This is a genomic window from Simonsiella muelleri ATCC 29453 (assembly GCF_002951835.1).
In the GTDB taxonomy this organism is placed as follows: Bacteria; Pseudomonadota; Gammaproteobacteria; order Burkholderiales; family Neisseriaceae; genus Simonsiella; species Simonsiella muelleri.
In genome coordinates, this window is record NZ_CP019448.1 from 1,140,126 (window position 1) to 1,152,951 (window position 12,826).

Consider the following 12,826-nt stretch of genomic DNA (forward strand, 5'->3'; position numbering starts at 1 on the left):
AAGTGTTATGATTGGTTTGATAAAGTTTCGCTTTAAATAACAAAGCATTCCATTTTTTTCTATTTTGAATACTTTCTGATTTTATTTTGTTAAGGATACGACTACATGACCATGAAAAAATTTCATCGCAATTTAATTTTAACTGCTTTAACTATTGGTTTCATTTCCCCAAGCTATGCCGAAACCGCCGTTGATGATTCATTGGGGCAATTTTTAGAACAAAATTTCAGCAACCCTAGCAATCCTCTCAACGTGCCAACAACCGCCGTGCCAACCACCAACAGCGATGATCCGATTGCCAATTTTGCCAATCGTCCAGCGCCCGCCACCAATGGCAATTTAACTCAAATCAGCAATGGCGTGAATGCAACTTCGGGCAATATTATGCCAGTTACGGGTCAATTTCAGCAGCAAAATGCTCAATATGATTTCATCAATCGTGCCAGTAACCAAAACGTTGCCCCCATCAGCAACACCACAACCACCACTCCTAATTTTGCTGCATCATCATTTGCTTACACGCCTTTGTTGAACGCACGTTCAGCATTGGTAATGAATGCCAACACCGGTAAAATTTTGTATCAAAAAAATGTAGATACTGTGCGATCTATTGCGTCCATCTCCAAATTAATGTCAGCAATGGTATTGCTTGATGCAAAATTGAATATGTATGAAGACATTACCATTACCGAAGATGAAATTGACCGACTAAAAGGCACAGGCAGTCGCTTGTCTATCGGCACGACTTTAACACGTGGTGAATTGCTGCATTTGGGTTTGATGAGCAGCGAAAACCGCGCCATTCACGCTTTAGCGCGTACTTATCCAGGAGGTATGGGCGCATTTGTGGCAGCCATGAACGCCAAAGCGCAAAGTTTGGGTATGAACAAAAGCCGTTTCTTTGAGCCAACTGGCTTAGACCCACGCAACGTCTCCACCGCACGCGATTTGAGCGTGATGGTACGCGCTGCCAGTAAATACCCACAAATTCGCAGTTTAACCACATCAAACTACGGACAAGTGTACACCAGCGCAGGCAAAACCCAAACCTATAAAAACACCAATGCTCTAGTACGTGAAGGTGATTGGGACATCAGTTTACAAAAAACAGGCTACATCAAAGAAGCAGGTCGCTCTATGGTCTTGCAAGCGAGATTGGGTAATCAACCAGTGGTGATTGTGGTATTGGGTTCGTCAACCAGCAGCAGCCGAGTTCGTGATGCGCGTGAATTGAGTACGGTTGTGAATCAAATGCCATTGTAATTAAAATAAAATTTTGCTAAATTTGTTTTCAGGCTGCCTTTATTGTAATATCTAAAGGCAGCCTGAAAATTTCCATCGCACCGAAAAAGCGCAAAAGCTAGTGGATTCGTCTAAATTTGCGTAAATTTTATAGATAATCAGCGATTTATATTAGATAATTCACTCTTTTCAACTCTATAGTTTAATTACATGATGAAAACCAAAAAATTCGCTTTAGCTCTGATTCCCGCCATCACATTGGCACTTATGGCCTGTGGTGGTACGCCCGCTACAAACAACGCACAAGCCGCTACCAAAGAAAACAACAGCTCTTCATCTGTTAATAAACCCGTGAATACGCAAGTAGACAAAAATGTCCCTGCTGATGTCGCGAAAGCCATTACCCAAACCTTGCAAACTAATTATGCCAGCCAAAATTTACAAGTATTAAGCATTACCACCACGCCCATTACAGGTTTGTATGAAGTGGTCGTGAGTGGAAAACAAATTACCTACACTGATGCCACAGGACAATTTATGCTGGTCGGTGATTTAATTGCCACCAAAGAAGGGCGTAGCTTGACCGAAGAACGTAAAGCAATTTTAAATCAAGTGGATTTCAACGCATTGCCATTTGATAAAGCCATTAAAGAAGTTCGTGGCAATGGTGCATTGAAAGTGGCGGTATTTTCCGACCCTGATTGCCCATATTGCAAACGCTTGGAACGCGAATTGGCAAAAATGACCAATGTTACCATCTACAATTTCATGATGCCTATTCCATCATTACACGCCGATGCAGCGCGTAAAGCTGTCCAAATTTGGTGTCAGCCAAATCGCACTCAAGTGTGGAATGCGTGGATGCGTGAAGGTAAAGCCATCCCCAAAGTGGCAGAATGCGCTAACCCAGTTGCTGAAACCACCGCATTGGGCGAAAGCTTCGGTTTCAATGGCACGCCAACTTTGGTATTTCCAAATGGTAAAACGCAAAGTGGTTATTTGCCCATGCCTGAAATGGAAATTGTCATCAAGCAAAATCAAAAATAATTCAGAACCTGTGTTCGTAATCTTACATATTTAAAAATGTGAAAAAAACTTTCAGGCTGCCTATTTTTTATTAGAGCAGCCTGAAAGCTTATTTATAAAAATAAACTACTTACATGAAATACCCAACATCTTGGGTTCAGCATCAGCAGACAATTTTGCTGTGCAAATAGTGCTGTTGCTACCTGAAATTTTGGCGTTGTTACCGTCTTTATTGATGGTCAAGGGCTGTTTTACGCCCATGGCGATGGCGGTTTTGGCGATATTAAATGTCAATTCGCTGGGCAAATTAGCGTTATCGGCAGCAATATCAGGAGCGGTGTCTTTTGCCAACGCGCTGGCAGACAAGCTAATGGCGAAAATGGCAAATGTAGTGGTCATCATGGTTTTGAACATGATACATTCCTTTCTGTATGTTTATATCGCCACTATACTGCACTTTATTGAATAAGTGAAAAATTTAACCTTTTCTATCTTTCCTGAGTATAAAATTACACAATTGCACTGTTTTTGTATCCATCATCAAATCGCATTCCATTAATAACATATTGGCGGGACGACTGCTGTGCAAACTGGCACGAATTTCGGCTGCCTGAAATGCTAAACCGTGTTGTTTCGCAAACGCCGCAGCACGCTGATTAGCCAATCTTAAAGTTGGCAACATACAGATTTCCAAATGAAAAAATCTCACGCCCAAGACCAAAATCCGTGCCGCAAACCAATCGGCTTCTTCTGTGAAATGCGTGGGGCTGGGCTGGCTAAAATCGTGGCGTTGGGCGGCAATCAGTGTGGCAATGGTACGAATTTCAGGCAGCATCGCTTCTTGCAACAAATTGTCATGTTCAAAAAAATCCATCAATAAATCAGGACGATGACCATTACCGTTGGTCATCAAACAGAAACGGCGTAAATTTGGGGTGGGAATAGTTTGAATTTTGGCTAATGTATTCATCATGTTGCTCCTGTTCATTTTAAAATATGTACAATGGCAGCCCGAGAATAACATCAAAAAAAAGACCGCCACAAAATACTTGGGGCGGTTGAAAGGACTATGAAACGAAAGTTTACACGCACACAAAATCATACCGCACCTTGATGCGATACCAATAATAAGCGTGAGTGTGAATCTGTTTCATGGAAAATCCAACAAAAGAAAGGGAAATACAAACGTAATATTACGTATAATAATCTACTTGTGTCAAGAAATTAAACTGCCTAAAAACACCAATATTTTTTCAGGCAGTCTAAGTATTTATTTTAAATGGAAATTATTTAAATAAATTCGTCAGCCATTGCACAAATCTCAGCAATAGCGCAACCAATTCATATAAACCTTCCACTTTATTCTCCCCATTTTGTGGTCAATTGATGCGGAATATGCAATTGATCCAAAATCTTCGCCACAACAAAATTCACCATATCATCAATGGTTTTGGGGCGATAGTAAAATCCTGCAGCTGGTGGCATAATGGTGCAGCCTGCTTGAGCTAATTTCAGCAAATTTTCCAAATGAATCACAGACAAAGGCGTCTCGCGTGGCACAATAATAACAGGGCGTTTTTCTTTAATGGATACATCTGCCGCGCGTTCCAACAAATTATCCGACAAACCATGCGCGATTGCTGCCACTGTCCCCATGCTGGCTGGGCAAATCACCATCGCATCAGCCGCGCTGTTACCTGACGCAACTGGCGCAAACCACTCTTCGCGCCCAAAAACACGCAATTGTTCAGGCGAAACGCCGTATTTTTCACACAATAATTTTTGTGCATCTGCGGGCAACGTGGGTAATTGCAAATTCATTTCCTGCATTGCCACCACTTGCGCTGCTTGCGAATACACCAACCAAATCTGTTTGCCTGCTTTGAGCAATTCTTCCAGTAAACGCATACCATACGGCATACCAGATGCACCCGTGAAGGCTAACGTGATGGTTTCAATATTGTGTTGATTATTATTTGATTTTTGTTGTTTTTTCAGGCTGCCTGAAGATTTGCTCATTTTCATGGGCATGATGTCTGGGGTTTGGCTGTGGTCTAAATCCAACCAACCTGCGGGTTTGTTCATGCCTTTTTCCAATTTAGCAGCCATACGGTCGCCGATTTGCAATTGGCTGCCGTTTGGTTTGACGGTTTTGGCGCGTACTTGATAGAGGTAGGCTGGTTTATCGTAACCACATTGACGCGCTAATTTAGCCACGCCACCTGCTTCACGAATTAATTTTTCAAAATTGACAAAACGATTATCTTGAATATTTGACATTGCAGTCTCCTAAAATATATTTTATTTTCAAATATTTAGATATTTAATTAAAATAAAATGATTAAACTAATAAAAACATGAAAACCATATCAAAAAAATGATAGGGTAATTAGTAAAATATGCGGTTTTACTAACTATTTTAATTATACATTATTTCTTTTTAATGGGTTTATTTTTATTAAAAAATAGGTATTATCTCTTGTAAAATAGGCAAATCAGCCCAATTTAGAGGGAAATTTTGAATGAAGGAAAATAATATTATGTTGGATTTAAGCAACCATTTTCTAATTGCCATGCCTGATTTAGAAGATTCATTGTTTTCAGGCAGCCTAATTTATTTGTGTGAACACTCTAAAGATGGTGCTATGGGATTGATTATTAATAAACCTTCGCCAATTGGTATGGAAATTGTCTTTACTGGTGCAGGCATGAAACAGATTCCAGCACATTTCATGAATGAATTTGTGATGATGGGCGGTCCCGTGCAACCTGACCGCGGTTTTGTGCTGCACACGCCTGTGGGTAATTGGCAAAGTAGTTTAACTATTAATGAAGAGAACGCTATTACCACTTCACGCGATATTATTGAAAGCATGGCAAAAGACGATAAAATTCAACATGCTATTTTGACAATTGGTTATTCCAGTTGGCAAAAAGGTCAGTTGGAACAAGAATTATTGGACAATTCGTGGTTGATTGTGCCAGCCGATAATCATATTTTGTTCCATGTACCTGTGGAAGAGCGTTATCAGGCAGCCTTAAACAAATTGGGGATTAATGATGTGAATTTTATGCGTGGAGTAGGGCATGCCTGATTCAGAAAATTCATTATATTTACCAATGGGTTGTGCATTAGCATTTGATTTTGGCGAAACGCGAATCGGTGTAGCACAAGGTAATCGTGAAATTGCCATCGCTCACCCCATCGCCACCATCACAGGGCAAAGCAACGAAGAAAAACTCATCGCCATCGCCCGACTCATCACGCAATGGCAGCCTGAATATTTGGTGGTCGGTTTGCCTGTCCACGCAGATGGCACAGAACACGAGGTTACTGCTTTAGCTAGAAAATTTGGTCATCGTTTGAATGCACGTTTCAGGCTGCCTATTTATTGGGCAGACGAGCGATTCAGTTCGCTATACGCTGAAGAATTATTGAAACAGGCACAAGTTTTTGGCAAAAAAAACAAGGCAGTATTAGATCAAGTGGCTGCACAAGCCATTTTACAAAGTTTTTTTGATAATGGCGCAATTGGCGTATTTATGGGATAGGCAACCTTAAGTCTTTAGAAAAATAACCTAAACAAAATTAATTGGTTAGGTTATTTTTTGATGATTACGCAACTTCTTCGCGGTTGGTAATCACTTTGTCAATTAAGCCGTATTCCATCGCGGTTTGTGCAGACATAAAATTATCGCGGTCGGTATCGCGTTCAATTTTTTCCAATGGTTGCCCTGTGTGTTTCGCCAATAAGTTGTTTAATTTTTCTTTCAATTTAATCAACTCTCTAGCATGAATTTCAATATCTGAAGCCTGACCACCCAAACCACCACTAATCAACGGTTGATGAATCATGATGCGGCTGTTTGGCAAGGCAAACCGCTTACCTTTTGCGCCTGCGGACAACAAAAATGCCCCCATACTGGCCGCTTGCCCTAAGCACAAAGTTTGCACATCGGGTTTAATAAAATTCATCGTATCAAAAATACTCATGCCCGCACTCACGCTGCCACCAGGGCTATTAATGTAGAAATAAATATCTTTGTCTGGATTTTCGCTTTCTAAAAAAAGCAGTTGCGCCACAACCAAATTAGCGGTGTGGTCATTCACAGGTCCTACCAAAAAGATGATTCGCTCTTTCAATAAGCGCGAATAAATATCAAAAGCACGCTCACCACGTCCACTTTGTTCAATAACAGTTGGAATTAACGTATTATTTTGAATCTCTGGAAACATAAATTATCCTCAATCAATTATTATCTTAAAATTCTTTCAGGCTGCCTGAAACAGCAAAATCATGTTTCAACGTCATCGCTGGGTGAAACATGGTTCATCATACCACTAAATTATTGGTTTGGGGCAGTCAGCCATTTTTGTTGAATTTTGGCTAATTCACCATTTTGTTTGATTTTCGCCAAACCCTCATTAACCGATGCGCGTAATTTTTCGTTGTCTTTTGCCATCAAAATAACCAATTGCGCCGAAGGTTCCTCTTTTTTTTCGTAAACCACTGTATAAGCTGGTTGTTTAAATTCTTTTGCTAATTGATTCAATAAGATACCATCTTGCGCAACCACATCGGTTTCTTTACGCAATAAGCTGGTAAATAACAAATAAGTGGTTTTATACGTTTTAATATCCGTAATACCTGCGTTTGCCAATTGTTTCGCATGCTTAGAACCGTCTAACGCACCCACACGCAAACCTGTGATGTATTTTAATGATTTCAAATCCTTTACCTTATCTTTGAGGCTAGCATCTAAAAACATCAATTCGCTTTGATTAATCGCATAAGAATCAGAAAGTGCATATTTTTCAGCACGTTCATTTGTATAAGAAATTCCCGAAATGGCTAAATCATTTTGTTTGGTCCCGACATCAGAAAACAACATTTGCCAAGGGCGTTTGTGAAATTGCACTTTAAAACCTTGTACTTCACCAATTTTCGTAATGACATCAATATCAAAGCCAGCCACGCTGCCATTAGAATCGGTAAATGAAAGCGGTTGTGTTTTTCCTGTCGTAACCACTTTAACCACAGGTGCAGTATCAGGTAAATTTGTGGCAGGTGCAGCAGATGTTTCACCACCAATGGCTTTCTTATTATCAGCGGCAGATGATGCAGTAGACGCAGCTTGTGGCGTTGGCGCACTGCCTGAATCACCACAACCTGCCAAACCCACACAAATCCCAGCAACCATTAATAAACGCGATAAATTGGGCATCATCATCAAATCCCTTCTATGAGAACTTGGTTAATTGGAATGCAAATATTAGCACAAATTATTTATTTACTGTTAAAACACGTCAATTTTTTTTAATCATGTGTTTTCAGGCTGCCTGAAAACAAAAACAGCACTGAAAAATATTTCAATGCTGTTGCTTTATTCAATACAATTTCAATGATTAAGTCGCAGCCATCACATCATCAAAACTCAATGTTTTTTCGGTAACTTTGGCTTTACTCAACACAAAATCCACTACATTCGCTTCCAAAGCCAAATTCATTGGTCCTTGCAAACGCTGACGGTCTGCAAAATACCAATCAATCACTTCTTGTGGGTCTTCATAGCTTTCTGCAAATTCATTGATGATTTTTTTCACTTGTTCTTCAGTAGGTTGTAATTTATTTTCCTCAACCAAAACAGGTAAAATCAAACCGACTTTAACACGTTCTGCCGCACGTTCTTTGAACATATCAATTGGCAATTGCATATCTTGTGCGTCTAAACCTTGTTGTACAAAGTTTTGTTTCATTTCTTCTGCTAAACGTCCAGCTTCTTCGTTAACCAAACTATTTGGCAAATCAAACTCATGCGCCTCACGTAACGCGGTCATCACAGCTTCCACATTTTGTGCATCAACACGTCGTTTCACTTCACGACCTACGTTTTTCTTCACTTCTTCGCGCATTTTGTTGATATCACCATCGCTGATGCCCAATGCTCTTGCGAATTGCTCATCAACTTCAGGCAATTCAGCCGCTGCCACATTTTTTACAGTGATATTAAACACAGCGGTTTTACCAGCCACATCTTGACCATGATAATCTTCTGGGAAATTCACTTCTACGTCTTTGCTTTCGCCTTCTTTCAAGCCAATCACGCCAGCTTCAAATTCAGGCAGCATTTGCCCTTCACCCAATACAAATGGGTAATTTTGTGATGTGCCACCCTCAAACACCTCACCATCAATTTTCCCTTCAAAATCAATAATAACACGATCGCCATTTTGTGCTTCACGTTCTACGCGATTGTAGCGAGTACGTTGTTTACGCAAAATTTCAATGGTTTTGTCTACTTCTTCTTCACCGACATTCGCAACCGATTTTTCAATATTCAAACCAGACAAATCCACCAATTTTACTTCAGGCAGCACTTCAAAAATGAAAGCTGCTTGGAAAATATCATTGTTTTCAGCCGCACCTTCCACAGGCTCAAGGCGCAATACATCTGCGATGCGAATTTTTTGTTCAATGATTTCATTGTTGAATGCTTCTTGTGCCATGTCATTCAACACATCATTCTGAATGCTCGCGCCATACATGGATGCCACCATTTTCACAGGTGCATGACCTGGACGGAAACCGTCAATTTTGGCTTTTTTTGCTACTTTTTTTAGGCGTTTATCAAATTCAGCATTAATATCGTCCCATTTTAGGGTAACAACGATTTTACGTTCTAAATGTTCTAATTGTTCAATAGTTGCGCTCATGGCGACCTTTCTTAATTTAATTAAATGAAAATCATCAACTGGCAAAATTTTGCGTTAAGCAGGTTGAAAATAAAAAATTCTAGCATAATCCATGCAAATTCGCATAAATTTTATTTTTGATTGGTTATGATTTGGTAACCTCAATCGCAATTTTTGCCACATCATCTGCACTATTTGGTAATGCCAAAGTTCGTGCATTTTCTGCCCACTTCAAACATTGTTCGCGTGTCAAATTCGCTAAAATTTCAGCGAGTTGATTAGCAGACAATTTTGCTTGTGGCAACAACAAACCCGCTTGCGCAGAAACCATAAATTGTGCATTGGCAGTTTGATGGTCGTCTACCGCATACGGGTAGGGAACAAGCAACGCACCCACGCCAGCTGCCGTCAATTCAGCAATTGTCAACGCACCAGCTCGACAAATGACCACATCAGCATCACGATAAGCAGACACCATATCATCAACAAATTCAATACATTGCGCCTGTACACCTACTTGCGAATAAGCAGTTTTCAAAGCATCCAATTTATTTCGCCCCGATTGATGCGTGATGTGTGGACGCACATTTTCAGGCAGCATCGCCATCGCTTGTGGCACAATTTCATTCAACACTTGCGCCCCCAAACTACCCCCAACAATCAACACATTCAATTTATCTGAACGCATAGCAAATCGTTGTTTAGGTTCTGGTAATTTCGCAATTTCCGCACGAACAGGATTACCAACTAAACCATTGGGATATTGCTCAAATGCCTTCGGAAAGGCGTACAGCACACGTGTCGCCCATCGCGCCAACATTTTATTAGACAACCCTGCCACCGCGTTTTGTTCATGAATCACAAGCGGAATATTCAACCATTTCGCCGCCACGCCACCTGGAAACGTAACAAATCCACCAAATCCAATTACTGCATCAATTTCATGACGCAGCATAATTTCTTTAGCAGCCTGAACGGTTTTCCACAAAGTAATGGGCAACATCAACTTACGCTTCAAACCGTTACCGCGTACACCCCTCATGGCAATGGTTTCCAACATAATGTTATGTTGTGGCACAAGTCGCTCTTCCATGCTGTCTTTACTACCCAGCCAAATGATTTGATGACCTTGATTTTGCAATGATTTTGCCACCGCTAATGCAGGGAAAATATGTCCACCAGTACCGCCTGCCATTAATAAAAAAGTTTTACTCATGATATTCTGCCTACTGGGTTAATTCATTTTCAGGCTGCCCTTCTTCGGTTTCAGGGTTAGCTGCATGATTTTGGGATTCGGGAATTTTGTCCCAATGCGGGTCAATATAACTAATCCCTTGTTCTTTTTTACGATTTTCAAAATCTACGCGCAGCAGCATTGTAAATGCCACAATCATAATGACCAAAGATGAACCACCATACGACACCAATGGTAAAGTTAACCCCTTGTTTGGTAATAAACTAATATTCACACCAATATTAATGAAACTTTGCACCGCCACCCACACGCCAATCCCAATCGCAATAAAGGAATTGAAATGCAACTCCAAATCACGCGCTTGTTTACCAATTTTGAAGGCACGCCACACAATCCAGCCATAACACAAAATCAGTGCAGTTAAAGTAATCAATCCTAATTCTTCGGTAATCACTGCGGCAATAAAATCAGTATGCGCTTCAGGCAAAAAGCCGCGCTTGAAAATACCATTGCCCAAACCCTCACCAAACCAGCCCCCACGTTCAATGGACATCAACGAACCCATGCTTTGATAACCTGTGCCCGTTGGGTCTTTCCATGGCTGCCACATCACGCTGATGCGACGCATACGAAACTCGGAGGACGCAATCACCAATGCCACCACCGATGCACCCACACCCACCACAAATAGAAACCATTTCGCTGGCAAATTCGCCAAAAATAACAAAGCGATAGCAATGATTAATACCACAAATGCTGAACCCAAGTCTTTGGTTAATAAAATAAATGCCACACCTGCTGCGATTGGTACTGCTACCCAGCGCACGCGTTTAAAATCGGTTAAAACATCTAAACGGCGTTTGAAAAAACTTGCCATATACATAATCGTAACCAATTTAAAAATTTCACTGGGCTGCATTTTAATGCCACCTGGCAGCGACAACCATCGTCGTGCACCATTAATTTCCTCACCTACAAATGGCAAAATCACTAGAATAACCAAAGATATAGGTAAAGCAAGTTTCGTCCAACGCTGCCATCTCCACATTGGCACACGATACAATAAAAATGACAATAAAATACCGATAATGGCAAATTGAGCTTGTTTAATAAAGAAAACATTGCGATTGGCAAAATTAGTCAATCCCGCCTGTGCAATAGACGCGGAATACACCATAATCAAACCAAAAGCCAACAAGCACAACAAAACCCAAAGCAAAATTTGGTCATAATCTTTGCGCTTTTCTTGAAAATTGAAATCAAAAGCAGCTCGCTGCTGAAAAATTGTGGACAGTTTCATGTGAAAATCGTAGTAAAGGTGCAGATTTTTATCTGCTTTTTCAAAATAATCGGCTATTTTAGCAAAATTTTATTGTTTTTTTGTGAATTATTTGGCACAAAATCTTTTATCAAATTTAAATAATTGATTTAATTACATGACAATTATGATTTTTGCAAATTTAGAACCTGTATTCATAGTCAACGTGAAATGGATTTTTGCCCCAGTTGGTGCGAATGCCAGGCGAATTTTATGCCAATAGCGTTTTTATTGGCATAAAATTCAACACAGCAGGTGTGAGCTTCTCAAAACGAATAAACAAAATCCATCATCTTGCTATAAATAAAAAACCCAGCAAAATAATGCTGGGTAATGTTTTCAGGCTGCCTGAAAATTAAAAAATTAATGAAATGTCAATAATAAATCACGGAACACATTTGGATCTTTGATAAACGTCAATTCTCCTGTGGCTGGAAAATGAAAATCCAGTAAACGCGATACCCAAAACCGCACACAACCTGCCCGATGCGCGGTATTTAAATAAGCCAATTCATCTGAGTTTAATGGGCGAATACTTTGATAACCATCAATAAATGATTGTTTTAATTCTAAATTTAGTGTATTGTTATGTTGTCGCGCCCAATCATTAATGGCAATCGCCAAATCATACACAAAACTGCCATTGCACGCATAATAAAAATCAATAAAACCAGATACTTGATTGCCATCTAACAACACATTGTCTTTGAATAAATCGGCGTGAATAATGCCACTAGGTAAATGTGAATCTGGATTTTTTGCTAAAAAATCAATTTCTTGATTTAATAATTGCGCATCTTTTTCGTCCAAAAAAGGTTGCAATTTTGCTACACTTTCTGTCCACCACGCGACATGGCGTGGATTATCCATTTTTTGAGGGAAAGTCGCACCAACCAAGTGCATTTTTGCCAACATCGCACCTGTACTGAAACATTGTTGCACGGTAGGGCTAGCAGTGTCGCAACCACTCAATTTGCTAACAATGCATGCTGGTTTATCAGCTACTCGCGTATCCAATTGCCCATTTTTTTGGGCAATCGGTGCAGGACAAGCCACGTTATTGGCGCTCAAATGCTGCGTCAATGCCAAATAAAAAGGCAATTGCGTTTGCGTGAGTGACTCAAACACCGTCAAAACGTAAGTATTTTGATTAGTATGAAGAAAAAAATTACTGTTGGTAATTCCCTGCGCGATGCCTTGCAGAGATTCAAATTCGCCAATTTGATAATGACGGTGCAATAATTCGCGCATTTCATCATCGGAAACGCTGGTATAAACGGACATAAGGCAGCCTGAAAAATCATGAATAAAACTGGGGTGCATCATAACAAATTTCAGGCTGCCTGAAAAC

At 40.2% G+C, this 12,826-nt stretch carries 13 protein-coding genes; 4 read left to right on the top strand and 9 right to left on the bottom strand.

The window, feature by feature from the left end; all coding sequences use genetic code 11:
- The first annotated feature begins 105 nt into the window (after window positions 1-105).
- Both BWP33_RS05520 and BWP33_RS05525 read left to right on the top strand, forming a co-directional pair.
- A complete protein-coding gene (locus tag BWP33_RS05520; RefSeq protein ID WP_002641974.1) occupies window positions 106-1,263 on the top strand; it encodes a D-alanyl-D-alanine carboxypeptidase family protein in 1,158 nt (385 codons plus the stop codon).
- Window positions 1,264-1,455: 192 nt separating this feature from the next.
- Window positions 1,456-2,289 (top strand): DsbC family protein, encoded by an 834-nt coding sequence (locus BWP33_RS05525; protein WP_040629027.1) that lies wholly within the window; start codon window positions 1,456-1,458, stop codon window positions 2,287-2,289.
- A gap of 105 nt (window positions 2,290-2,394) precedes the next feature.
- On the opposite strand, the gene BWP33_RS05530 is transcribed toward BWP33_RS05525, so the two are convergent.
- The 3 genes from BWP33_RS05530 to BWP33_RS13220 all read right to left on the bottom strand — a co-directional run bounded on the left by BWP33_RS05530 (window position 2,395) and on the right by BWP33_RS13220 (window position 4,548).
- Window positions 2,395-2,682 carry a hypothetical protein gene (locus BWP33_RS05530; RefSeq protein ID WP_002641972.1) on the bottom strand — a complete coding sequence of 96 codons (288 nt, stop codon included), beginning with the start codon at window positions 2,680-2,682 and terminating at the stop codon, window positions 2,395-2,397.
- Window positions 2,683-2,746: 64 nt separating this feature from the next.
- On the bottom strand, window positions 2,747-3,241 hold the full coding sequence (locus BWP33_RS05535) for a hypothetical protein (protein ID WP_155999555.1): 495 nt from the start codon (window positions 3,239-3,241) through the stop codon (window positions 2,747-2,749).
- Between the two features lie 386 nt (window positions 3,242-3,627).
- Window positions 3,628-4,548 (bottom strand): flavin prenyltransferase UbiX, encoded by a 921-nt coding sequence (locus BWP33_RS13220; RefSeq protein WP_002641970.1) that lies wholly within the window; start codon window positions 4,546-4,548, stop codon window positions 3,628-3,630.
- Window positions 4,549-4,790: 242 nt separating this feature from the next.
- On the opposite strand from BWP33_RS13220, the gene BWP33_RS05545 reads away from it, so the two are divergent.
- The gene (locus BWP33_RS05545) at window positions 4,791-5,363 is read left to right on the top strand and encodes a YqgE/AlgH family protein (protein WP_398407867.1); all 573 of its coding nucleotides are present in this window, start codon (window positions 4,791-4,793) and stop codon (window positions 5,361-5,363) included.
- A complete protein-coding gene (ruvX, locus tag BWP33_RS05550; RefSeq protein WP_002641968.1) occupies window positions 5,356-5,820 on the top strand; it encodes a Holliday junction resolvase RuvX in 465 nt (154 codons plus the stop codon). Before BWP33_RS05545 ends, ruvX begins: the two co-directional genes overlap by 8 nt.
- Window positions 5,821-5,884: 64 nt before the next feature.
- Here ruvX and clpP read toward each other — a convergent pair whose 3' ends face one another.
- The 6 genes from clpP to thrB form a co-directional block, all read right to left on the bottom strand.
- On the bottom strand, window positions 5,885-6,505 hold the full coding sequence (gene clpP / locus BWP33_RS05555; RefSeq protein ID WP_002641967.1) for an ATP-dependent Clp endopeptidase proteolytic subunit ClpP: 621 nt from the start codon (window positions 6,503-6,505) through the stop codon (window positions 5,885-5,887).
- Between the two features lie 110 nt (window positions 6,506-6,615).
- Complete coding sequence (locus BWP33_RS05560) at window positions 6,616-7,500, bottom strand: substrate-binding periplasmic protein (RefSeq protein WP_002641966.1); 885 nt, start codon at window positions 7,498-7,500, stop codon at window positions 6,616-6,618.
- 175 nt (window positions 7,501-7,675) lie between these two features.
- Entirely contained in the window at window positions 7,676-8,983 is a 1,308-nt protein-coding gene (gene tig, locus BWP33_RS05565; protein ID WP_002641965.1) for a trigger factor, read from the bottom strand.
- 124 nt (window positions 8,984-9,107) lie between these two features.
- Window positions 9,108-10,181, bottom strand: a complete 1,074-nt coding sequence (gene murG / locus BWP33_RS05570) for an undecaprenyldiphospho-muramoylpentapeptide beta-N-acetylglucosaminyltransferase (RefSeq protein ID WP_104930325.1) — start codon at window positions 10,179-10,181, stop codon at window positions 9,108-9,110.
- Between the two features lie 7 nt (window positions 10,182-10,188).
- Window positions 10,189-11,457 (bottom strand): putative lipid II flippase FtsW, encoded by a 1,269-nt coding sequence (ftsW, locus tag BWP33_RS05575; protein WP_002641963.1) that lies wholly within the window; start codon window positions 11,455-11,457, stop codon window positions 10,189-10,191.
- A gap of 381 nt (window positions 11,458-11,838) precedes the next feature.
- Window positions 11,839-12,759 carry a homoserine kinase gene (thrB, locus tag BWP33_RS05580; RefSeq protein WP_002641962.1) on the bottom strand — a complete coding sequence of 307 codons (921 nt, stop codon included), beginning with the start codon at window positions 12,757-12,759 and terminating at the stop codon, window positions 11,839-11,841.
- Between the last annotated feature and the right edge of the window lie 67 nt (window positions 12,760-12,826).